Raw genomic sequence first — 22,930 nt, 5'->3', positions numbered from 1 at the left:
GGCAGGGGAGAGCCTTTCGGGGAGGAGCCAGTGGCCAAGGCCGCAAGCCAGATCGAAATGCCAATCGGCGTCGTCGTGCGCAAAACACCCGGTGTTACCCGCTGGGCCAAATGGAACTGGCGTGCCGTTGCCGTATTACCGGGTGCCGGACCGGCAGACTGGCGTGAATTACGCCGTGAAGGTGACGCGGTGGAATACCATGCAGCCACCCTGCCCCTGACACTTTGGGCGGATGAAACCGAAGCCTACATGGTCAACCTCTCTGACGGTCAACCCTCTATCTATCTGGTTCTGCGCGATGCGCTTGATGGGGAACGTCCGATGGATGCGGTCCTTGTCACGGCATCCCCGTTCGAAGGGCAGGACTATGCCGATACCGGGGAAGAGATAGTCGAGAAAATTCCGATGACCGATGGTCTGATCGCATGGGTCAGGGATTTCGCGTTGGAGCATCATCGTAACGAAGTTTTCGTCAAACGCCGCCGTGACAAAAAGCGGACCGATCTTGTGGAAGATGGCAAGGGGGACGCCCGTATCCGGCAGGCCTCAGACGTTTACCGCGCTCCGCGGAGGATCGCGCAATGACACAAGCCCGCGATTTCTGGTCCCGCCGCAAGGCCGCCGTTCAGGCTGAGGCCGAAGCCGAAGTGATCGCGGCCGAAGACCAAGCCATTGCCGCACAACAGGCCGAGTTGCAGGAAAAGAGCGACGCCGAGATATTGGCTGAGTTCAACCTGCCCGATCCCGATCAGTTGCAAGCCGGGGATGACGTCTCGGGCTTTATGGCCAAGGCTGTGCCGGACCGCCTGCGCCGCCGCGCACTGCGGCGTTTGTGGCGGCTGAATCCGGTTCTGGCCAATGTCGACGGGCTGGTCGATTACGGCGAAGATTATACCGACGCTGCGTGCGTGATCGAAAATATCTCTACGGCCTATCAGGTCGGCAAAGGCATGCTGGCCCATATCGAAGCGCTAGCGGCGCAAGCTGAAGAAGAACAGCCGGAAGAAGACACAGCCGAGCCGGACGCGGACCCCGAGTTGCTGGAAGAGCCCAGCCCGACGCCCGTTATTGTCGCAGTGGCTGAGGACACCGAAGAGGTTGAACTGGCCCCTACCCCACGTCGCATGAAATTCGAGTTTGAAGGATAGCCTCATGACCGCAAACAACGCGCAACAACTTGATGTCTCATCCGAGGATCGCCTGCGCGCTGATTTCTATAACTTTCTTGGGCTTCTGTTAGCTGCCCCACCGGATCAGATGCTGCTGGATCAGGTCGCTGGCCTGACTGGTGACGATACTGATCTGGGGCAGGCCATTCAGGCCATGGCGCGTGTGGCAAAAGTCACCAAACCCGCCGCTGCGGAACGTGAGTTCAACGCGCTGTTCATTGGGCTGGGACGTGGCGAGCTGCTGCCCTATGCAAGCTTTTACCTGACCGGTTTTCTGAACGAAAAACCCTTGGCGCAGCTGCGCAAGGACATGGCCGCACGCAGTATCACGCGGGCCCAAAACGTGTTTGAGCCAGAGGACAATATTGCCTCGTTGATGGAGATGATGGCGGGCATGATCGTTGGCCGTTTTGGTGTGCCTGCCACACTGGCTGATCAAAAGGCGTTCTGGAACAAGCATATCGGCCCCTGGGCCACGCATTTCTATGCGGATCTGGAAGCCGCCGAAGCATCGGTTCTTTACGCATCTGTCGGCACGGCCGGTCGGGTGTTCATGGAGATCGAGCGCGAGGCGTTTCGAATGACGACAGCCTGAACCGCTGTCATTCACCGGCGCCTTTTGGGGCGTCAAACTGCAAATGGGAAAGGAGAAGCCCATGAGCAAGACCAAGGAAGAAGGCGCAACGCGCCGCGACTTCCTCAAACTGGCCGGAACCGCCGCACCCGCTGCCGTTGCCGCCGCCAGCCTGACCGGACAGGCCGAAGCAGCCGAGCTGCCAACGGACGAAACCCGGATGCAGGACACCGCGCATACGCGCGCTTACCTCGACAGCGCCCGGTTCTAACCCGGACGTTGTCACACCCGGCAGACGGTTGCGATTGGCCCTGACGTCGGCATCAACAGCACCAAGCCAGCCATGCAGGTCATGGCCAGCAAGGGAGGAGAAAAATGCTTAGGAAAAAGACCAACGGGGTTGCGAGACGCCCCCAGCGGACAAGTATCCTGTCCCAAATCGGCGAGAAAACCGTCGATCGCCGCGCATTCCTGCGTGGCTCGGGCCTGACGATTGGCGGCCTTGCCGCGATCAGCGCCACGGGTGGAACCGTGACACAGGCCAATGCCGCCGCCACAGCCACCGGCGCGGTCAACCTAGTGAAATCGGTTTGCACGCATTGTTCGGTCGGTTGCACCGTGGTTGCCGAAGTATCGAACGGCGTATGGATCGGTCAGGAGCCGGGCTGGGATAGCCCGTTCAATTTGGGTGCGCACTGCGCCAAGGGGGCCTCGGTTCGCGAACACGCCCACGGCGAGCGCCGCCTGAAATACCCGATGAAAAAAGAAGGCGGAGAGTGGAAACGCATCAGCTGGGAAGAGGCGATCAATGAGATCGGCGACGGCATGATGAACATCCGCCAGGAATCCGGACCAGACAGCGTGTACTGGTTGGGGTCTGCAAAGCACAACAATGAACAGGCCTATCTGTTCCGCAAGTTCGCCGCTTATTGGGGTACGAACAACGTGGACCACCAGGCCCGGATTTGTCACTCAACCACGGTTGCGGGTGTTGCGAATACATGGGGCTACGGCGCCATGACCAACAGCTACAACGACATCCATAACTCAAAGGCGATCTTCATCATCGGCGGCAACCCGGCCGAGGCGCACCCCGTCTCGCTGCTGCATGTTCTGCGCGCGAAAGAGCAGAACAACGCACCGCTGATTGTGTGTGACCCGCGCTTTACGCGCACAGCGGCACACGCAGATGAATATGTCCGGTTCCGTCCCGGAACAGACGTTGCCCTGATCTGGGGAATGCTGTGGCACATCTTCGACAACGGTTGGGAGGACAAAGAGTTCATCCGCACCCGTGTCTGGGGAATGGACCAGATCCGCGAAGAGGTCGCCAACTGGACGCCAGAAGAAACCGAGCGCGTGACGGGTGTACCCGGTTCACAGCTGAAGCGCGTGGCGCGCACTTTGGTGAACAATCGCCCCGGAACAGTGATCTGGTGCATGGGTGGCACGCAGCACACAAACGGGAACAACAACACCCGCGCCTACTGCGTTCTGCAACTTGCACTTGGTAACATGGGCACGTCTGGCGGTGGCACCAACATCTTCCGCGGCCACGACAACGTGCAGGGCGCGACGGACCTTGGTGTTCTGTCTCACACCCTGCCCGGCTACTATGGTCTGTCAAAAGGTGCATGGGCCCATTGGGCACGCGTCTGGGGTGAAGACCCAGAATGGCTGGCTGGTCAGTTCGCTTCGATCAAAGACAAGGACGGCAAGGACAAGCCGCTTCAGAACGAACGCGGCATTCCGGTGTCTCGTTGGATCGACGGTGTTCTAGAGGACCCGGCAAACATGGATCAGGACAACAACGTTCGCGCCATGGTTCTGTGGGGTCACGCTCCGAACTCGCAAACGCGAGGACCGGAGATGAAGACGGCAATGGAAAAGCTGGACATGCTGGTCGTAATTGATCCGTATCCCACCGTCTCGGCTGTTCTCCATGACCGCACCGATGGCGTCTACCTCTTGCCCGCCTGTACGCAGTTCGAAACCCGTGGCTCGGTCACGGCCTCGAACCGGTCGCTACAGTGGCGCGATAAAGTGGTCGATCCGCTGTTCGAAAGCCTGCCGGACGAGGTCATCATGGCCAAGTTCGCAAACAAGTTCGGCTGGGCGGATCGTCTGTTCCGCAATATCGAGATGGAGGACCCCGAGACCCCGAATGTTGAAAGCATCACGCGTGAGTTCAACCGCGGCCTCTGGACCATCGGCTATACAGGCCAATCGCCGGAACGTCTGAAAAGTCACATGGCCAATCAGCACACGTTCGACAGAACCACGCTGCAGGCTGTTGGCGGTCCGAATGACGGCGAATACTACGGCCTGCCCTGGCCCTGCTGGGGAACGCCGGAAATGGGTCATACAGGGACACCGAACCTTTATGATATGTCCAAACCGGTGGCCGAAGGTGGCCTGACCTTCCGCGCGCGCTTTGGCGTGGAACGCGATGGTGACAACCTGTTGGCCGAAGGGGTTTATAGTGTTGGGTCGGAAATTCAGGATGGATATCCCGAATTCACGATGCAAATGCTGATGGACCTTGGCTGGGATGGAGACCTGACGGATGAGGAACGCGCGGCCATCGACGCCGTTGCGGGACCAGAGACCAACTGGAAAACCGACCTCTCCGGCGGTATCCAGCGGGTTGCGATCAAGCATGGCTGCGCGCCCTTCGGGAACGCCAAGGCCCGCGCGGTCGTCTGGACCTTCCCGGATCCGATCCCACTGCATCGCGAGCCGCTCTATACCAACCGGCGCGATCTGGTGGAGGACTATCCGACCTACGAAGACCGTCAGGCTTATCGCCTGCCGACCCTTTATGCTTCTATCCAGAAGAACGACTTTTCAAAGGATTACCCGATAATCCTCACGTCAGGTCGTCTGGTCGAATATGAAGGCGGCGGGGATGAGACGCGGTCAAATCCATGGCTGGCTGAGCTTCAGCAGGACATGTTCGTCGAGATCAATCCGCGCGATGCCAACAACCTTGGAATTCGCGACGGATCACAGGTCTGGGTGGAAGGTCCGGAAGGTGGCAAGGTCAAGGTGATGGCGATGCTGACCAACAGGGTCGGTGCCGGCGTGGCCTTCATGCCATTCCACTTCGGTGGCCATTTCCAGGGCGAGGACCTACGGGCGAAATACCCGAAAGGCGCCGATCCCTATGTGCTGGGTGAAAGCACCAACACCGCCCAGACCTATGGCTACGATTCAGTGACCCAGATGCAAGAGACCAAAGCGACTCTGTGCAAAATCTGGGCAGCGTAAGGGAGGAAAAGAGAACATGGCAGCAAGAGCAAAATTTCTCTGCGACGCCGAACGCTGCATCGAGTGCAATGCCTGCGTCACCGCGTGTAAGAACGAACACGAGGTGCCGTGGGGCGTGAACCGCCGCAGGGTGGTGACGATCAATGACGGTGACCCGGGCGAACGCTCGATCTCGGTGGCCTGTATGCATTGCTCGGACGCGCCTTGCATGGCGGTGTGCCCGGTCGACTGCTTCTATCAGAACGAAGAAGGGGTCGTCCTGCATTCCAAGGACCTGTGCATTGGCTGCGGCTATTGCTTCTACGCGTGCCCCTTCGGCGCGCCGCAGTATCCGCAGGCGGGCAACTTCGGATCACGCGGCAAGATGGACAAATGTACCTTCTGCGCCGGTGGGCCCGAGGAAACGCACTCGACCGCAGAGTTCGCCAAATACGGTCGCAACCGGATCGCAGAAGGCAAACTGCCCATCTGCGCCGAGATGTGTTCCACGAAAGCCCTGCTCGCCGGTGACGGCGACGTGGTGTCCGCCATCTACCGTGAGCGTGTCGTCGCGCGCGGGTTTGGCTCGGGCGCTTGGGGCTGGGGCACGGCTTACGACCAGAAAGACGGCTAAGGCCGCTTTCCGTAAACCAAACAGGCGACCTGCATGCGTGGGTCGCCTGATCAGGGATTTTGACCGAGGTTCAGATGTTCCGCTTATTCATCGCATTGCTGTTTACCATTGGACTGGCACAAGCCACCATCGCGCAAACCAACGAGACCGAGGCACCGGCCACCGCGAATGAGCGCGCCTCTACAGGCGGCGCAACCACGTTAGAGGATATCCTGGCCCGTCAGCGCGGTGAAAAAGTGGATGACAGCTACCGATCGCAAAACACCGGCCAAGGCAATGTCGAAGGGTTGCTGGGGCAGTTCGGGACACGCGGGGTTGCCTCGGACAGCGACGTCTACCGAGCGTTGCGCTACGGGTCAGCAGATGTAACAGTGTCGTCGCGCGGACCCGCCGACAGCGTTCTGATTCAGGACGGTGGTATGTGGTGGATGGCATTTCGCACCGGTCCGCTGCGCGAATACGGAACGTATATCATTGCTGGAATGCTGGCCATCCTCGTGCTGTTTTTCCTGCTGCGCGGAAGAATTCGCATAGACGGGGAAAAAACAGGCCGGACCGTGCTTCGCTTTAACGGGTTTGAACGTTTCGGCCACTGGTTGTTTGCGGGCTCGTTCCTGGTACTGGGAATAACGGGGCTGCTGACCCTTTATGGCCGCGACTTCCTTATCCCGATCTTTGGAAAAGAAGGGTTCGCGACTATCGCGCAGGGCTGTAAGTGGCTGCACAACAATCTGGCCTGGGCCTTTATGCTGGGGTTGGTCATCATCACCGTGAATTGGATCGCGCATAACATCCCCAACCGCACCGACCTGAAATGGCTGGCCGCCGGAGGGGGGCTATTCACCAAAGGAAGCCACCCGCCCGCCAAGAAATTCAACGCCGGCCAAAAGGTGATCTTCTGGGCCTGTGTCCTGCTGGGGATATCGATCAGCCTGTCGGGCCTGTCGCTTCTGTTCCCGTTCGAACTGCCGATGTTCGCCAAAACCTTCTCGGTCGCAAATGCCACGGGAATTCCTCAGATGCTTGGCCTGAACCTGCCGACGCAAATGTCCCCGCAGGAAGAGATGCAGTACGCGCAGCTCTGGCACGTGATCGTCGCTTATATCTTTATCGCCATCATCATTGCGCATATCTACCTTGGCTCTGTCGGGATGGAAGGCGCGTTCGATGCCATGGGCACGGGTGAAGTCGAAGAACAATGGGCGCGCGAACATCACTCGCTGTGGTTGGAAGAGGTGCAGGAAAAAGAAGCCGGAAAAGCAGCGGCCTCGCCTGCGGAATAGATGCGCTGGCTGGCCGTTGCACTTGCTCTGATCCCCCTGCCCGCCTTGGCCGAGTTCTTTACGCTCAAAGGTCACGGCGGCCCGATCATGGGGATCGCGACCGCGCCTGACGGGCGGATCGCGACGGCAAGCTTCGATAATTCCGTTGGGCTGTGGTCGGACGGCAAGCCGGAATGGCTTGAGGGGCACGAGGCCGCCGTAAACTGTGTCTCTTTCAACGGGCGTGCGATCTACTCAGCCGGAGATGACTTTACCTTGCGCCGCTGGCCGGGTGGCGAGGTTGTTGGCCGTCACAAGGGAAAGATCGTGGGACTTGCGACCTCGAAAACTCACGTGGCAACGGCAAGTTGGGACGGCACCATCGGACTTTGGCCCGAGGACGGTTCAAACGCACATACCCTAACCATTGGTAGCGGGGTTAACGCTGTCGCCTTCTCATCCGATGGTGCCACATTGTATTCCGCCGGTATGGATGGAACTTTGCGAATTTGGGATGTGGCCAGCGGCGAGGAAACACGGCGTCTGGTCGAACATGGCTTTGGGATAAATGAGCTTGTTCTGAACACCCAAGACAACTGGATTGCCTATGGAGCGGTGGACGGTGTGACGCGCATATTGGATCTGAATACCGGAGAAGAGCGCGATTTTACCCTTGGCCGCCGTCCTATCCTGGCCTTGGCGCTTAGCCCGGATCGCACAATGCTGGCAGTGGGCGACGGTGAAGGTTACATCATGATCATCGACACGAAGGACTGGCGTATCGCACAGGATTTCCGCGCCACCCTGCGTGGGCCGGTTTGGGCTTTGGCGTTTTCTACCGACGGACGGAATATTCACGCGGGCGGTATTGATGAGGCGATGTATAGTTGGCCTGTGTCAGCACTTGGTGATCAGGCGCAAATGGCTTCGATTGAACCAAGTTTCCTTAAAAACCCGGAAGAGATGAGCAATGGTGAACGCCAGTTTGCCCGCAAATGCTCGATCTGTCATAGCCTGACACCGGATGGGGAAAGGCGGGCGGGTCCGACATTGCACGGCGTCTTTGGTCGAAAGGCTGGAACTCTGCCGGGATATTTTTACTCGGATACGCTGCAAGACTCTGATATCATTTGGAATGACGATACGATAGATGCCCTTTTCGACGAAGGGCCAGACCACTACATTCCGGGGTCAAAGATGCCGATGCAACGGATTACACAAGCGCAAGACCGCGACGATTTGGTCGCCTTTCTGCGCCGCGCAACGGCACCGGAGAACGCAACCGGAGGAGACCGATGAAAGCCTTTATTGCCGCTGTGGCCGCAATGGTCGTGATTACCGCTGCTGCACCCTTTGCGCTGCAACAGATGGGATTCAGCGCGGCGGATGTGGGATCCGGATCCGCTGTGCGCCTCGACTAAATGTCTGAATACCTGACGACGAAAGAGCTGGCTGACCTGCTGCGCATTGGCGAGCGGAAGGCCTATGACCTTGCCTCATCTGGTGAGGTTCCCTGTGTGCGCGCCATGGGTAAGCTTCTGTTTCCAAGGGCCGAGGTTATCGCATGGCTCAATGCCTCACGCTCAGGCCCGCAGGTGGCAGAACCTCCGCTACCCCCGATTGTCGCAGGCAGTCATGATCCGTTGCTAGATTGGGCGCTGCGTGAAAGTGGATCGGGTCTGGCGACGTATTATGACGGCTCGTTCGATGGGTTGGACCGCCTGAAGGATCGCAGCGCACAAGCCGCGGCGCTGCATATTCACGAAGACAACGGCTTTAACACGCAGTCCTTGCGTGCCAATCTCGGTGAGGCTCCGGTTGTTCTTTACGAAATCGCGCAGCGACAGCGCGGGCTGCTTCTGTCCCCAAAAGCCACGGGCATCTCCGGATTTTCCGATTTGAAAGGAAGGCGGGTGATCCTGCGTCAGGACAGCGCCGCCAGTCAGCGGTTATTCGACACGCAGCTTGAAGCCCACGGGCTGACGCGCGACGATCTGGACACTCTACCCACCGCTGCCCGCACCGAAGAAGAGCTGGCCATTGCCCTGCACGACAGCAAGGCCGAGGTTGGGTTCGGGCTGGGTGCCTTGGCTGGGCTCTATGATCTGAATTTCGTCCCGACCCATTCCGAACGTCTGGATCTGGCCATCTGGCGACGCGCCTATTTCGAGGATCCGATGCTGAAACTGCTGGGCTTTCTGCAATCAGAACGTTTCAGCATCCGCGCCGCGGAATTCAGTGGCTATGACCTGTCCGGATTGGGAACAATCCACCACAACGGCGCCAGCGGCTGACGCTTTAATCTGCGTTCGGAAAAAACAACTGCTGACCGTCCAGCTTGTACGACGCGATCGCTTCCTGACCATGCGGACCGATGAGCCAGTCGATGAACCTCTGACCTGCAGCGGCGCGAACATGAGGGTGCTTTTCCGCGTTCACAAGAATGACACCATACTGATTGAACAAACGCGGATCGCCTTCGACCAGAACCTCAAGATTGTCCTTGTTCCCGAAGGATTGCCATGTGGCGCGATCCGTCAGCACATAAGCCCCCATTCCGTTTGCCACATTCAGCGTCGCCCCCATGCCCGAGCCTGTCTCTCGGTACCACGTCCCTGATGCCGCAGTGGGTTCGGCAGCCGTAGCATCCCACAGGCGCATCTCTGCCTTGTGCGTGCCGCTGTCATCCCCGCGCGAAGCAAAGGGGGCTTCTGCCTCGGCGACCGCAGTCAGTGCAGCCACAATATCCGTGCCGCCCTTCACCTGTGCCGGATCAGACTTCGGCCCGACCAACACAAAGTCGTTGTACATCACGTCAAAACGCTGAACGCCCCAGCCGTCGGCCACAAATTTCTCCTCGGCTGGTTTGGAATGCACCAGCAGCACATCCCCATCCCCGTTAATCGCGTTACGGATCGCCTGACCTGTGCCAACAGCAACCACCCGGACATCTATGCCTGTTTCAGCCTCAAACCCCGGAAGGATATAGTCCAAAAGGCCCGAATTCTGGGTCGAGGTTGTTGATTGAACTACGATAAACGGCGCTTCGGCACTCGCCTCTGTCGCCGTCAAACCGACAGCGATCAAGGTTGCCTGAACAATGTTCCGGATCATCTAGAACTCCAATTTCAAATTAGGTAACCAGCCCGCCTGCCAGATATCGGCGTGCGGCGTCGCTTTCGGGGGCATCCAACACCTGTTGCGCCGCACCGTGTTCAACCACCCGACCGCCCTGCATCATTACGATGTCGGCAGCCAATCGTCGGGCCTGACCGATATCATGCGTCACCATCACGATACGCACGCCTCGGGATGAGGCCCGCTGAACCATCCGTTCGATCATCTGCGTGGCGCTCGGGTCAAGCGCGCTGGTGGGTTCATCCAGAAACAGCGTCTCGGGGTTAAGCGCGAGGGCGCGCAGAATGGCTAGGCGTTGCGCCTCCCCCCCAGACAACGACCGGGCAGACTGCCGAGCCTTGCCATCCAGCCCACCCTCGGTTAGCAAATTCTGGATGCGGGTTTTCCGTTCACTGCGGGGCAAACCTTGGCGTTTAAGGACAAAATCCAGGTTTGCCGCAACAGACCGGCGCAGCAAGACAGGCTGTTGAAACACCATCCCCTGTCGTGCTTTGCGTTCAGCGTTCAGGGGCACCCCATCCTGCATCACCTGTCCACGATCCGGTACAATCAACCCATGCAGACACCGCAACAAAAGGCTTTTACCCGCTCCGTTCGGCCCAAGGATCAAGGTTGAGCCCGGCCCGTCGAGGTTCAAACTGGGTACGTCCAGCAAGGCCTTACCTTTGCGCGTAATCCGTACGCCACCCACCGACAGGCAACTTGCCATATCTGAAACCAGGTCACGCATGGCGCAGCCCTTCCTGTTCGGCCCTTAAGCTGAGTGTGCTGACCATGGCAGTCACAGCAACCGCGATGCCGATCAGGATCGCACCAAGCGCCAGCGCCAGCGCCAAGTTACCCTTGGACGTTTCAAGCGCGATTGTCGTCGTCATCACCCGCGTCACATGGTTGATGTTCCCGCCCACGATGATCACCGCCCCGACCTCAGCAATGGCGCGCCCGAAACCAGCCAAGAGCGCCGTTACCAGCGCCAACCGCGCATCCCACAACAAGACCGGGACCGAGGACAGCCGTGACACACCCAACGAGCGGAGCTGTTCCGAATACTCCTCAGCCAGCATCTCGATGACTTGGCGGGTCAACGCCGCGATGATGGGGGTGACCAGAACCACCTGTGCGATGATCATGGCGGTTGGCGTGTACAATAGCTCCAAAACTCCAAGCGGACCCGAACGCGACAACATCAGATACACCAGAAGCCCCACAACGACAGGAGGAAGACCCATCAGCGCGTTCATCAGAACGATCAACACGCGCCGTCCGGGAAACCGCGCAACCGCCAAGGCGGCCCCCAAGGGCATGCCGATCAGCGCAGAAATCAGAACAGCGAAAAGCGAAACCTTCAGGGACAACAGCACAATCGCCCAAAGCTCTGCATCCCCGTTCAGGATCAAAGCCATGGCTGCGTTGAATTCTGTTGCAAAATTTTGCATGTTCTTCTGTTTTCTAGGATCAGCCGTATAAAACGCGTCAAATTACAAAAGAATACTACTCGTTTCTCAACCCAAGTACAGTATCAATTCCTATGCACCAAAAGGAAACGCGGCCCCAGTTGGGACCGCGCCAGTTTCTGAATTTGCCAAAGATCAGTTCAGGGCAGCATCGGTAATCGTGTGTGTCCACGCGCCCTCGGGCTGCTTGGTGATCACAGGATCGGATCCGCCGGCCAGCAGAGTATCCACCGTGCGCTGAAAGTCCGCCTCTTCGAGCGCTCCGTTTGAACCGGCAGTCAGCTTGGCAATCTCGCTCATCATGCGCTTTTGATGTTCTTCCGTCTGCGCACCGGTCGCATCATTCTCCAGGACGATTTCAGCTGCTTCATCCGGGTTTTCCTCGGCGTATTTCCAGCCTTTCATCGAGGCGCGAACAAATCGTTCCATGCGGTCAACAAAAGCTTCATCGCTCAGGTTTTCCTCCAGAACGTACAAGCCGTCCTCAAGCGTGGCGACGCCCTGTTCCTCGTATTTAAAGGTGACAAGCTCATCCGGGCTGACACCGGCATCAATCACCTGCCAGTATTCGTTGTAGGTCATGGTGCTGATGCAATCGGCCTGACGCTGCAACAACGGATCAACGTTAAAGCCCTGCTTCAGGACCTCAACACCGTTCTCGCTCTTGCCGCTGGTGTCGATGCCCAACTGGCTCATCCAGCTCATGAACGGGAATTCGTTGCCGAAAAACCAAACACCCAGCGTGCGGTTCTTAAGGTCTTCGGGCGACGAGATTCCAGCATCTTTCCAGCATGTCAGCATCATGCCAGAGCTTTTGAACGGCTGCGCGATATTGACCAGCGGCAAGCCCTTTTCACGTGCGGCAAGCGCGGCGGGCATCCACTCAACGGTGACATCGGCGCCACCGCCTGCAATCACCTGCGTCGGCGCGATATCCGGACCGCCCGGCAAGATCGTAACATCCAGCCCTTCTTCCTCATAAAACCCTTTGTCCTTGGCGACATAATAGCCCGCGAACTGTGCCTGCGTGACCCACTTTAGTTGCAGCGTTACTTCATCCGCCGCCAAGGCCGTACTGGCTGCCAGGCTGAAGGCAGCAATCGCCCCGCTGAGTAGCTTATTCATCTTCATCTCTCCTAGTTGTTGTTGGTGCCCCGTTTTCGAGGTCTGTTTAATCTTCGTTATCCGCGTTGCGACGGGTGCCAGAAGGTTACCGCCTTTTCGATCACGGCCACCAAGCCGTAAAACGCCGTCCCGGCCAAGGCGGCCACGACGATCTCGGCCCAGACCATATCCAGCGAAAGCTGCCCAACGCTGGTTGAAATCCGAAACCCCATACCCAAGGTCGGCGAACCAAAGAACTCGGCCACGATAGCGCCAATCAGCGCAAGAGTGGTAGAAATCTTTAGCCCATTGAAAATAAACGGCATCGCTGCAGGAAGGCGCAGTTTAAGAAAGCTCTGCCAATAGGTCGCCGCGTAAGTCTCCATCAGGTCGCGCTGCATGGCCGTGGCTTCTCGGAGGCCAGCTACGGTGTTTACCAGCATCGGAAAGAACACCATCACTACAACCACCGCCGCCTTGGAGTGCCAGTCGAAACCGAACCACATAACCAAAATGGGGGCAGTTCCCACGATGGGCAGGGCTGCGACGAAGTTGCCGACCGGTAGCAGCCCAAGCCGAAAGAAATCCCACCTGTCCACGGCAATCGCCACCAAAAAGGCCGATCCGCACCCGATGATGTAACCGCTGAGCGCCCCTTTGATGATCGTCTGAACAAAGTCAGCCCAAAGAATTGGCAGGCTGTCTGCAAAACGCACTGCAATCAAGGATGGCGCAGGCAGGATGACTAGGGGTACATCAAGCCCCCGCACCGTCAGTTCCCATATCCCTATGATCGTAAGACCAAAGATAAGGGGTGCTAGAAACCGCACAGTCGGCGTATCGGCATAGGGTCCGCTTGCCAGTCGGCTATTTACCCACCAGCCGAACAGCCACAGAAGGATTGCGCAGAAAACAAGTATCATTGCGCCATCCCCATCCGTTTCAGAACCGAACGCTCGATCAGGCCCAGCAGACCAACAAGACATGCCGCCAATATCGCTGCCGCAAACAGCGCCGACCAGATCTGCACTGTCTGACCGTAATAGCTCCCTGCCAGCAGACGCGCGCCCAGACCGGCAACCGCCCCGGTCGGCAGTTCGCCAACAATGGCTCCGACGAGTGAGGCCGCGATACCAATCTTTAGCGAGGTAAACAGGTATGGCATGGACGCAGGCAGACGCAGCTTCCAGAACCCCTGCGATTGGCTGGCGTTATAGGTGCGCAAAAGGTCCAACTGCATCGCATCGGGGCTGCGCAGCCCTTTTACCATGCCAACCACGACCGGGAAAAAGCTGAGGTAAGCCGAGATGATCGCTTTGGGAATAATCCCCTGAATGCCCACAGAATAAAGGACCACGATGATCATCGGCGCAAGTGCGATGATTGGTATGGTCTGGCTGACGATGGCCCAAGGCATGACCGACAAGTCCATAACGCGGCTATGCACGATCCCGACGGCCAGCAGGATGCCTAGCCCAGTGCCGATGGCAAATCCAAGCATTGTGGCGCTGAGCGTCACCCAGGAGTGGTAGATCAATGATCTTTTCGAGGTAATCTTTTTCTCGACCGTGCTGTCCCACAACTCTTCGGCCACCTGATGCGGTGCCGGTAGACGCGGGCGGTCCTGCTCCCACGTTTCGTCAATCGCAAAGCTGTTGTCCAAGATCAGCCCAAACTCATTCATGTCCCGCCGATCGGCCGCGTTGGGTGGATCGACGGATTCTCCGGCCCGTTCGAGTTCGGTCAGCACACCCTTGATGTTCATCGGCACGCTCGCCGCATACCAGAACAGAATGATGACGCCGACAACGGTCAAGACCGCCCAGAATGACCTTACCCCCGTACTAGTCATCCGAATGCCCTGCCCTCAGACCTTCACGAACGCGATGCGCAACTTCGATGAATTCAGGGCTGTCCCGAATATCCAAAGGTCGCTCCTTCGGCAAAGGGCTGTCGATTACATCCGTAATCCGTCCCGGCCGCGGGCTCATCACAACGATCTTGGTGCTGAGGTACACAGCCTCAGGGATCGAGTGAGTGACAAACCCGATGGTCTTTTCTGTCCGCGCCCACAGCGCCAAAAGCTGTTCGTTCAGGTGGTCGCGCACAATCTCATCCAGCGCCCCGAAAGGTTCATCCATCAGCAGAAGATCCGCATCAAACGCCAGCGCCCGCGCTATGCTCGCACGCTGTTGCATGCCGCCTGACAACTGCCAAGGGAACTTGCCGCCAAATCCATTTAGATCAACAAGATCCAGAACTTTGCTCACCCTTTCATCTTGTTCGGCTGATGAGTATCCCATGATCTCAAGTGGTAGTTTGATGTTCTTCGCGATGGTCCGCCACGGGTACAACCCCGCTGCCTGAAACACATACCCATAGGCCCGGTTTCGCCGCGCCTCATCCGGTGTCATGCCATTGACAGTCAACGTGCCCCCGGTTGGCGTTTCAAGCGCCGCGATACAGCGCAGAAAGGTGGTCTTGCCACAGCCCGAGGGGCCGATGAAGCTGACGAAATCACCCTTGTTGATCGACAGGTTGACGTCTTTAAGCGCGTGGACCGGCCCGTCATTTGTCTGGAACGTCAGATCCAGTTGATTTGCCTCAATTACGGGCTCGGTCGTACTTTCAGTATTCATTGCACTGCCTTGAAAATATTATCTTTATGCGGCACCTGTACTTTCTGGCCTGCACTAAACCCCCGTCGCCGGGATGCCCGATCGTTCAACTGGCCTTGGGGCAGTAAGCTCTTTCCAAGTGCTCAGTGCCTTGTTGACGGTGGTGTTGGCTTCACGCGCAACAAACTTGCCGTGGCCTTCATGTGTTTTGATCTCGCCGTCATGCACGGCCACCTGTCCGCGGGTCAGGGTAAAGCGCGGCAGGCCTTTGACTTCTTTTCCCTCAAACACGTTGTAGTCAATGGAAGATTGCTGCGCTTCGGCGGTGATCGTTTTGCTCTTTTCAGGGTCCCAAACGACGATGTCGGCGTCAGCACCCACAAGGATTGCACCTTTTTTCGGATAGCAATTCAATATCTTAGCGATGTTTGTTGAAGTAACTGCCACGAATTCGTTTGGCGTTAACCGGCCGGTATTCACACCGTGGGTCCAAAGCATCGGCATCCGGTCTTCCAGACCGCCAGTGCCATTCGGGATCTTGGTGAAATCGCCGACGCCATAGCGCTTCTGTTCAGTCGTGAACGCACAATGATCGGTGGCCACGACGCTCAGCGAGCCTGACTGTAGCCCCGCCCACAGGCTATCCTGGTGCTGTTTGTTACGGAACGGAGGGCTCATAACACGCCGCGCCGCATGGTCCCAATCCGGATGTGCATATTCGCTGTCGTCCAGCGTCAGGTGCTGGATCAGCGGCTCTCCCCACACGCGTTTGCCTAGCATCTTCGCCCGGCGGATGGCCTCATGCGCTTCTTCACACGAGGTATGCACCACGTAAAGCGGCACGCCCGCCATATCAGCGATCATGATGGCGCGGTTCGTGGCTTCGCCTTCGACCTGTGGCGGGCGTGAGTAGGCATGCGCCTCGGGGCCAGAATTACCTTCGGCCAACAGCTTGGCTTGCAACTCGGCCACGACATCACCGTTCTCGGCATGCACCATCGCGATCCCGCCCAGTTCAGCCAACCGCTTGAATGACGCGAACAGCTCATCGTCATTCACCATAAGCGCGCCTTTATAGGCCATGAAGTGTTTAAACGTATTGATTCCACGCTCTTCCACGACGGTCTTGATGTCATCAAACACCTGCTCACCCCACCAGGTCACAGCCATATGGAAGGAATAGTCACAGTTTGCGCGTGTCGATTTATTATCCCAGCGTTTCAAGGCGTCCAGCAGGCTTTCCCCAGGGTTGGGCAAAGCAAAATCCACCACCATCGTCGTGCCGCCAGCCAAGGCCGCCCGCGTTCCGCTTTCGAAATCATCGCTGGAGTACGTTCCCATAAACGGCATCTCAAGGTGCGTATGCGGGTCAATGCCACCCGGCATCACATAGCAACCCGTCGCGTCCAGTTCCCTGTCGCCCTTCAGTCCTATCCCGATTTCGGTGATCACACCGTCTTCTACCATCACGTCCGCCTTGTAAGACAAGTCCGCAGTGACGACAGTGCCGTTTTTGATAACTGTGCTCATTTTAAACTCCCTAACGCGGTCTTCGCCGCTTGTTTTGTTAGCCTGCCGTCTCATGGGTAACGCCCGTCAGAGGATGGCTGGTCCAGATTACTCCATGATTTCCGCAGTTTCGACGACGGCATGAAACAGAACATCCGCCCCGGCTGCAGCCCAGTCTTTGCTGATTTCTTCGGCCTCGTTGTGGCTCAACCCGTCAACGCAGGGGCACATGACCATGGCCGTTGGTGCCACGCGGTTGATCCAGCACGCGTCATGACCCGCACCCGAGATGATGTCGGTATGCGAATAGCCCAGCCGTTCTGCCGCGTCACGTACGGCGGCCACGCAGCCCTCATCGAATTTCACAGGATCAAACCCGCCGACCTTCTCGAATTCGATCTGCAGACCCATCTCGTCGGCGATATCCTCAGCGGCAACGCGCAGGCGATTTTCCATATCGGTGATCACGTCCAACTCGGGCGAGCGGAAATCGACCGTGAAGACCACCTTACCCGGAATCACATTACGCGAGTTCGGATATACGTCGATATGTCCCGCAGCCCCCACTGCATGCGGGGCATGGGACCACGCGATTTCATCAACCTTCTCAAGAATTCGCGCCATCGCAAGGCCAGCGTTCTTGCGCATCGGCATTGGGGTCGACCCGGTATGGGCATCCTTGCCTGTCACAGTGATCTGCGTCCAGCTAAGACCTTGGCCATGCGTGACCACACCGATGTCTTTGCCCTCTGCCTCAAGGATTGGCCCCTGCTCGATATGAAGCTCAAAGAAGGCGTGCATCTTGCGTGCACCAACCTCTTCATCACCTCGCCAGCCAATGCGCTGAAGCTCATCACCGAATTTCTTACCCTCGGCATCTTCGCGGTCGTAGGCCCAATCCTGCGTGTGCATCCCGGCAAACACGCCCGATGACAACATCGCCGGCGCATAACGCGTGCCCTCTTCATTGGTCCAGTTGGTTGCCACGATCGGATGCTTGGTCTTGATACCCAGATCGTTCAGAGTCCGTATGATCTCTAATCCGCCCAGCACGCCCAGCACGCCATCATACTTTCCACCCGTTGGCTGTGTGTCCAGATGCGACCCGACATAAACCGGCAGCGCATCTGGATCAGTTCCAGCGCGGTGCGCAAACATGTTACCCATCTGGTCCAATCCCATGGAGCAGCCCGCATCCTCACACCATTTCTGGAAAAGCGCGCGTCCTTCGGCGTCTTCATCCGTCAGCGTTTGACGATTATTGCCGCCTGCAACACCCGGGCCAATCTTTGCCATCTCCATCAGGCTATCCCACAACCTGTCGCCATTGATTCTGAGGTTCTGCGCCGGAGCTGCCATTGGTGTCTTCCCTGTTGCTTGCGATTTGGCTCGCTTGTGGTGTCTTGATTTGACCATATGGTCAAACTCACGCTATCACGGGTTCGACGTCAGTCAAGAAATTGCATGGTGCCGCCAGAAGTTTCGGCGCTATTTACCCGCGCATGGCAAAAAAAGAGACACGCTGAAAACATGCCCAAGGATCGTGCCCCGACCCGGATACAGAAAAAGAATCGCGCCACGATTCTCAATGCCGCCCTGAACGTGTTCTCAGCCCATGGGTTTCGCGGGGCGACAGTCGATCAGATCGCGACAGAGGCCGGGCTGAGCAAACCGAACCTTCTGTATTACTTCCCGTCAAAAGAAGCGATTCACACTGCGCTGCTGTCGGGCTTGCTTGAAACATGGCTGGCACCGCTGCACGATCTGGACGAGGACGGCGAACCGATGGAAGAAATTCTGTCTTATATCCATCGGAAACTGCAAATGAGCCGCGAACTGCCCCGCGAAAGCCGTCTGTTCGCCAACGAGCTTGTTCAGGGTGCGCCCCGCATTCACGACGCCTTGTCAAACGACCTCAAGGCACTGGTCGACGAAAAAACCACGGTTCTGACAGGATGGATGGATCAGGGCAAAATCGCGCGGCTGCATCCCTATCACCTGATCTTTTCGATCTGGGCGCTGACCCAGCATTACGCTGATTTTGATGTTCAGGTCCGCGCTATTCTGGGCGAGGAGGACCCGTTCGAAGGGGCTGAGCCGTTTATAGACACGCTCTATCGCAAATTGCTGTCGCCATAAAGAAAGGGGCCGTTGACCGGCCCCTTTCTTCGTCTGTCATTGGTGTTATTCGGCGGCTTTCGACATCGGATTGTTTGGATGCGTTGTCCAGTTGGCGTAGTTTGGCTGCACCTCCAATCCGGTGCGCGGATCGACCTCTCCGGCCTGCATCGGCACCATCGAGATGCACCCATCCACCGGACACACATCCACACACAGGTTACAGGCGACGCATTCTTCGTCCTTGACCTCGAACACGCGGTCCGCAGACATCGAAATCGCCTGGTGGCTGGTGTCTTCGCATGCGGCATAACAGCGGCCACACTTGATGCATTGATCCTGATCGATCTTGGCCTTGGCTACGTAGTTCAGGTTCAGATACTGCCAGTCAGTTACGTTTGGCACCGCAAGGCCCACAACCTGCGAGACGTCCGTATATCCTTTTTCGTCCATCCATTTAGACAGGCCAGCCGTCAGTTCATCGATGATCTTGAAGCCGTAGGTCATCGCAGCCGTGCAGACCTGAACCGTGCCGCAGCCCAGTGCTATGAACTCGGCCGCATCGCGCCAGGTGGTCACGCCACCAATCCCCGAGATCGGCAAGCCATGTGTCGCCTCAGCGCGCGAAATTTCCGACACCATCGACAGGGCAATCGGCTTCACCGCAGGTCCGCAATAGCCGCCGTGGCTGCCCTTGCCGTCGATCGAGGGCTCCGGGCTGAAGGTATCCAGATTGACACTTGTGATTGAATTGATCGTGTTGATCAGTGACACCGCATCCGCGCCACCATTTCTTGCGGCTGCAGCAGGCTTGCGGATATCGGTGATGTTGGGCGTCAGCTTTACGATCACCGGACGGTCGTAGTATTTTTTGCACCAACGCGTGACCATCTCGATGTATTCTGGGACCTGCCCAACGGCTGAACCCATGCCGCGCTCACTCATCCCGTGCGGGCAGCCAAAATTCAGCTCGATCCCATCGGCACCGGTTTCGGCCACGCGCGGCAGGATGGCTTTCCACGCCTCTTCCTCGCACGGCACCATGATCGAGGCGATCAGCGCACGATCCGGGTAATCGGCCTTGACCCGCGCCATCTCTTCAAGGTTCACCTCAAGCGGACGGTCGGTGATCAGTTCGATGTTGTTCAGGCCCAGCAAACGCCGATCAGCCCCATAGATCGCACCATAGCGCGGCCCGTTGACATTCACGACCGGCGGCCCCTCAGACCCCAGAGTTTTCCAGACGACACCGCCCCATCCGGCTTCGAATGCGCGGCGAACGTTGTATTCTTTGTCGGTTGGTGGCGCCGAAGCCAGCCAGTACGGGTTAGGGCTTTCGATACCCAGAAAGTTTGTTTTTAAATCAGCCATTTATCCGGCCTCCCTGATGCATTTTCGCATCTTTGTCTGTCAGTTTCACGCTGTCAGGCTCGCATGGATATCCATCGCGGCATCGCGGCCCTCGGCAACGGCAGTCACCGTCAGGTCTTCGCCGCCGGCGGCGCAGTCCCCTCCGGCCCAGACACCGGCTATCGAGGTGCGCCCGGCCCCTTTCACGGCAATTTTGCTACCGTCCAGTTGTAAACCTTCCGGTGCGCCCTCCAGCGTCTGGCCGATAGCCTTCAGAACCTGATCTGCGGCCAGTCGCACTGTTTCACCAGTACCTTTGAGTTGACCGTCGTGACTGGAAGTATACTCCAATTCGATTTCAACAGCCGCACCGTTTCCATGTATGGCGACGGGCTGGACGTTGGTCATGATCTTCACACCGTGTGAGGCCGCGAGGTCTTGTTCATAGCGGCTGGCCCCCATGGCATCGCGACCACGGCGATAAGCTATGGTGACATTCTCGGCCCCCAACAACTTGGACTTTACCGAGGCGTCGACTGCGGTCATCCCGCCACCGATCACCACAACATTGCGCCCCACCGGCAGATCTGCCAAATCAGAGGCCTGACGAACATCCGAGATGAAGTCGACCGCAAACCGAACACCGTCTTTTTCGGCCCCGTCTGCACGCAAGGCGTTCACGCCTGCCAGACCAATGGAGAGGAAAACCGCATCGTAGTTTTCGATCAGGCCGTTCAGTGAAACGCTCTCACCCAGCACCGAACCGGTCTCAATGGTGATGCCACCGATTTTTAACAACCAGTCGACCTCGGCCTGCGCAAAGTCATTGGTCGATTTGTATGCGGCAATGCCATATTCGTTCAGACCACCCGGCTTGGGCTTGCGTTCATGGATCACCACGTCATGCCCCAGCATCGCGAGCCGGTGCGCGCAGGCAAGACCAGCGGGTCCCGCCCCAACGACGGCAATCGTTTTGCCAGTTGGTTCGGCCCGACTAAACGGATGACTGCCCGACACCATGACACTGTCGGTCGCGTAACGCTGCAAGCGGCCGATCTCGACCGGAGCGCCCTCGGCAGCTTCGCGCACACAGGCTTCTTCGCACAGCGTTTCGGTCGGACACACGCGGGCGCACATACCGCCCAGAATGTTCTGCGCCAGAATGGTCTCTCCCGCCGCTTCGGGTTGACCTGCCTGAATCTGCCGCATGAACAGCGGAATATCGATGTCTGTCGGACAAGCGGTCACGCACGGCGCATCGTAGCAGAAATAGCATCTATCCGCGGCCACTGCGGCCTCATGCGCGGCCAATGGCGGATGCAGATCCGTAAAATTCGAGGTCAGCTCATCGCTGGAAAGCCGCCCGGATACAATGCCGGGGGCCATCTGGCCCTGTGCCATCGCTCTACTCCCTGTAGATATGTTTGTTGTTGTATCAGCTTGCCACATTCTAATTTTTTATCAATTGGTAAAATTTACAAAATGACCAAAAAAAGAAAAAACCAGCAAAATTCCCCGAATTCCCAATGAACCGCATAGTTTTTGACCACCCGACGAACCAGTTCGGACAAAACGTTGAGGGGCAGATTGCCAACGCGGCCTTCGTATCAGGTTTTCCCTGCATCAGGTTTTGACGGGCCTTGCTGCGTATTGTAGGTCAAAACGCGCAGCGCCGGTCATCGGCAAGAATTCCGAAAGTCATCCGATGCAGGCCAGTACACCGAATTTCAACATCGTCATCATCGGGCAAAACAATCGCCTTCAATACGAAGCGCTGCTATTTGCAGCCTCGTTGCGCCACAGCTCACCGAATTTTTCTGGCCGTCTGTTCGTGGCGGTTCCGAAACCCGGCCCGCGCTGGCGACAGGATCCGAGTATCCAGAATGAGGATGTGCTGAAAGCGTTGCGCCAGCTGGAAGCCGAAATCCTGCCATTCGACAGCGCCGTGTTCGGCGACAGCTACCCCTATGGCAACAAGATCGAGGCGCTGCTGGCCCTTCCCGAAGGTGAGCCTTTTGTGTTCTTCGACAGCGATACGCTGATCACCGGGGACCTGACCGCTGTTCCCTTCGATTTCAACCGTCCCAGCGCCTCGCAAAAGGTGGAGGGGACATGGCCCAAACCGACCCTGTATGGCCCTGGTATCGACGGTATTTGGCGCGCGCTTTACCGTCGTTTTGAACTGGATTTTCAAAGCTCGCTGGATACCAGTCAACCAATCGACCACTGGCGGCGATATTTGTATTTTAACGCCGGCTTTTTCTATTATTCCTGCCCACGCCAATTTGGCGAACGCTTTTTGAGCTATGCCCACACCGTCCGGGATGAAAACATCCCCGAACTGATAGGTCAGACCCTAGACCCGTGGCTGGATCAGGTCGCGCTGCCATTGGTCATCCACTCATTCGGAGGGGGACGAGACGCCCTCCCCCCAGGTCTGCTGGATGGATCGGTAAGCTGCCACTATCGCCTGTTTCCCCTGCTCTACGCGCGCGAGAGCGACCATGTGGTCGAGGTGCTGGAAACCGTGGTTGCGCCCAACAAGGTCAAGAAGGTGCTCAAAGGCTATGACCCAATCAAGAAGCTGGTCCTGCAGCGCAAGGGCCACAAAATCCGCGACCTCTTCGACCGAGACAACCTGCCCAAGCGCGAGCAGGCCATACGCAACTCGATCAAGAATAACGGCCTTTGGATGCGATGACAGGAATGTTGTACGTGCGCGCTCAATCGCCTAGAGAGTCTGCAACCTAC

23 protein-coding genes are annotated in these 22,930 nt (G+C 57.7%); 12 read left to right on the top strand and 11 right to left on the bottom strand.

All coding sequences use genetic code 11. From position 1 onward, the window contains the following. Positions 1–30: 30 nt before the first annotated feature. From AVO44_RS07470 to AVO44_RS07430, 10 genes are all read left to right on the top strand, one after another. Complete coding sequence (locus AVO44_RS07470; RefSeq protein ID WP_082677424.1) at positions 31–585, top strand: DUF3305 domain-containing protein; 555 nt, start codon at positions 31–33, stop codon at positions 583–585. Further along, on the top strand, positions 582–1,148 hold the full coding sequence (locus AVO44_RS07465) for a DUF3306 domain-containing protein (protein ID WP_068334778.1): 567 nt from the start codon (positions 582–584) through the stop codon (positions 1,146–1,148). The genes AVO44_RS07470 and AVO44_RS07465 overlap by 4 nt, the downstream gene beginning before the upstream one ends. A 4-nt stretch (positions 1,149–1,152) precedes the next feature. After that, positions 1,153–1,764: a TorD/DmsD family molecular chaperone gene (locus tag AVO44_RS07460; RefSeq protein ID WP_068334774.1), complete on the top strand. Its 612-nt coding sequence runs from the start codon at positions 1,153–1,155 to the stop codon at positions 1,762–1,764. A gap of 61 nt (positions 1,765–1,825) precedes the next feature. Continuing rightward, a complete protein-coding gene (locus tag AVO44_RS07455; protein WP_068334771.1) occupies positions 1,826–2,014 on the top strand; it encodes a ubiquinol-cytochrome c reductase iron-sulfur subunit N-terminal domain-containing protein in 189 nt (62 codons plus the stop codon). A gap of 104 nt (positions 2,015–2,118) precedes the next feature. Then, the gene (locus AVO44_RS07450) at positions 2,119–5,013 is read left to right on the top strand and encodes a formate dehydrogenase subunit alpha (protein ID WP_068334768.1); all 2,895 of its coding nucleotides are present in this window, start codon (positions 2,119–2,121) and stop codon (positions 5,011–5,013) included. A gap of 16 nt (positions 5,014–5,029) precedes the next feature. After that, the gene (gene fdh3B, locus AVO44_RS07445) at positions 5,030–5,626 is read left to right on the top strand and encodes a formate dehydrogenase FDH3 subunit beta (RefSeq protein WP_039530246.1); all 597 of its coding nucleotides are present in this window, start codon (positions 5,030–5,032) and stop codon (positions 5,624–5,626) included. 74 nt (positions 5,627–5,700) lie between these two features. After that, on the top strand, positions 5,701–6,909 hold the full coding sequence (locus tag AVO44_RS07440) for a formate dehydrogenase subunit gamma (RefSeq protein WP_068335292.1): 1,209 nt from the start codon (positions 5,701–5,703) through the stop codon (positions 6,907–6,909). Then, positions 6,910–8,187: a c-type cytochrome gene (locus AVO44_RS07435; protein WP_068334765.1), complete on the top strand. Its 1,278-nt coding sequence runs from the start codon at positions 6,910–6,912 to the stop codon at positions 8,185–8,187. Beyond that, on the top strand, positions 8,184–8,309 hold the full coding sequence (locus AVO44_RS21685) for a hypothetical protein (protein WP_263618944.1): 126 nt from the start codon (positions 8,184–8,186) through the stop codon (positions 8,307–8,309). The genes AVO44_RS07435 and AVO44_RS21685 overlap by 4 nt, the downstream gene beginning before the upstream one ends. Then, on the top strand, positions 8,310–9,182 hold the full coding sequence (locus AVO44_RS07430) for a helix-turn-helix transcriptional regulator (RefSeq protein WP_068334762.1): 873 nt from the start codon (positions 8,310–8,312) through the stop codon (positions 9,180–9,182). 4 nt (positions 9,183–9,186) lie between these two features. On the opposite strand, the gene AVO44_RS07425 is transcribed toward AVO44_RS07430, so the two are convergent. The 9 genes from AVO44_RS07425 to AVO44_RS07385 form a co-directional block, all read right to left on the bottom strand. After that, the gene (locus AVO44_RS07425; RefSeq protein WP_068334759.1) at positions 9,187–10,002 is read right to left on the bottom strand and encodes an ABC transporter substrate-binding protein; all 816 of its coding nucleotides are present in this window, start codon (positions 10,000–10,002) and stop codon (positions 9,187–9,189) included. Positions 10,003–10,021: 19 nt separating this feature from the next. Further along, entirely contained in the window at positions 10,022–10,756 is a 735-nt protein-coding gene (locus tag AVO44_RS07420) for an ATP-binding cassette domain-containing protein (RefSeq protein WP_068334756.1), read from the bottom strand. Continuing rightward, complete coding sequence (locus AVO44_RS07415; protein ID WP_068334753.1) at positions 10,749–11,462, bottom strand: ABC transporter permease; 714 nt, start codon at positions 11,460–11,462, stop codon at positions 10,749–10,751. The genes AVO44_RS07420 and AVO44_RS07415 overlap by 8 nt, the downstream gene beginning before the upstream one ends. A gap of 153 nt (positions 11,463–11,615) precedes the next feature. After that, on the bottom strand, positions 11,616–12,605 hold the full coding sequence (locus AVO44_RS07410) for an ABC transporter substrate-binding protein (RefSeq protein ID WP_068335291.1): 990 nt from the start codon (positions 12,603–12,605) through the stop codon (positions 11,616–11,618). 56 nt (positions 12,606–12,661) lie between these two features. Beyond that, a complete protein-coding gene (locus AVO44_RS07405) occupies positions 12,662–13,507 on the bottom strand; it encodes an ABC transporter permease (RefSeq protein WP_068334750.1) in 846 nt (281 codons plus the stop codon). Then, positions 13,504–14,436, bottom strand: a complete 933-nt coding sequence (locus tag AVO44_RS07400) for an ABC transporter permease (protein ID WP_068334745.1) — start codon at positions 14,434–14,436, stop codon at positions 13,504–13,506. Before AVO44_RS07400 ends, AVO44_RS07405 begins: the two co-directional genes overlap by 4 nt. Then, complete coding sequence (locus AVO44_RS07395; protein ID WP_068334742.1) at positions 14,429–15,223, bottom strand: ABC transporter ATP-binding protein; 795 nt, start codon at positions 15,221–15,223, stop codon at positions 14,429–14,431. The genes AVO44_RS07400 and AVO44_RS07395 overlap by 8 nt, the downstream gene beginning before the upstream one ends. A 54-nt stretch (positions 15,224–15,277) precedes the next feature. Next, positions 15,278–16,732, bottom strand: a complete 1,455-nt coding sequence (gene hydA / locus AVO44_RS07390) for a dihydropyrimidinase (RefSeq protein ID WP_068334739.1) — start codon at positions 16,730–16,732, stop codon at positions 15,278–15,280. 87 nt (positions 16,733–16,819) lie between these two features. After that, entirely contained in the window at positions 16,820–18,070 is a 1,251-nt protein-coding gene (locus AVO44_RS07385) for a Zn-dependent hydrolase (protein WP_068334736.1), read from the bottom strand. A gap of 171 nt (positions 18,071–18,241) precedes the next feature. On the opposite strand from AVO44_RS07385, the gene AVO44_RS07380 reads away from it, so the two are divergent. Continuing rightward, a complete protein-coding gene (locus tag AVO44_RS07380; RefSeq protein WP_068335290.1) occupies positions 18,242–18,850 on the top strand; it encodes a TetR family transcriptional regulator C-terminal domain-containing protein in 609 nt (202 codons plus the stop codon). 45 nt (positions 18,851–18,895) lie between these two features. Here AVO44_RS07380 and preA read toward each other — a convergent pair whose 3' ends face one another. Together preA and AVO44_RS07370 are read right to left on the bottom strand one after the other, a co-directional pair. Beyond that, positions 18,896–20,200 carry an NAD-dependent dihydropyrimidine dehydrogenase subunit PreA gene (preA, locus tag AVO44_RS07375; protein WP_068334733.1) on the bottom strand — a complete coding sequence of 435 codons (1,305 nt, stop codon included), beginning with the start codon at positions 20,198–20,200 and terminating at the stop codon, positions 18,896–18,898. 45 nt (positions 20,201–20,245) lie between these two features. Further along, positions 20,246–21,580, bottom strand: coding sequence for an NAD(P)-dependent oxidoreductase (locus AVO44_RS07370; protein WP_068334730.1), 1,335 nt, complete (start codon positions 21,578–21,580; stop codon positions 20,246–20,248). Positions 21,581–21,884: 304 nt separating this feature from the next. Between AVO44_RS07370 and AVO44_RS07365 the strand changes: the two genes are divergently transcribed. After that, a complete protein-coding gene (locus AVO44_RS07365; protein WP_068334727.1) occupies positions 21,885–22,880 on the top strand; it encodes a hypothetical protein in 996 nt (331 codons plus the stop codon). Positions 22,881–22,930 lie beyond the last annotated feature (50 nt).

It is taken from the genome of Ruegeria profundi (assembly GCF_001507545.1).
GTDB lineage: Bacteria > Pseudomonadota > Alphaproteobacteria > Rhodobacterales > Rhodobacteraceae > Ruegeria > Ruegeria profundi.
The sequence above is the reverse complement of the archived record's forward strand: the minus strand, read 5'-3'. Positions and strand labels throughout refer to the sequence as shown.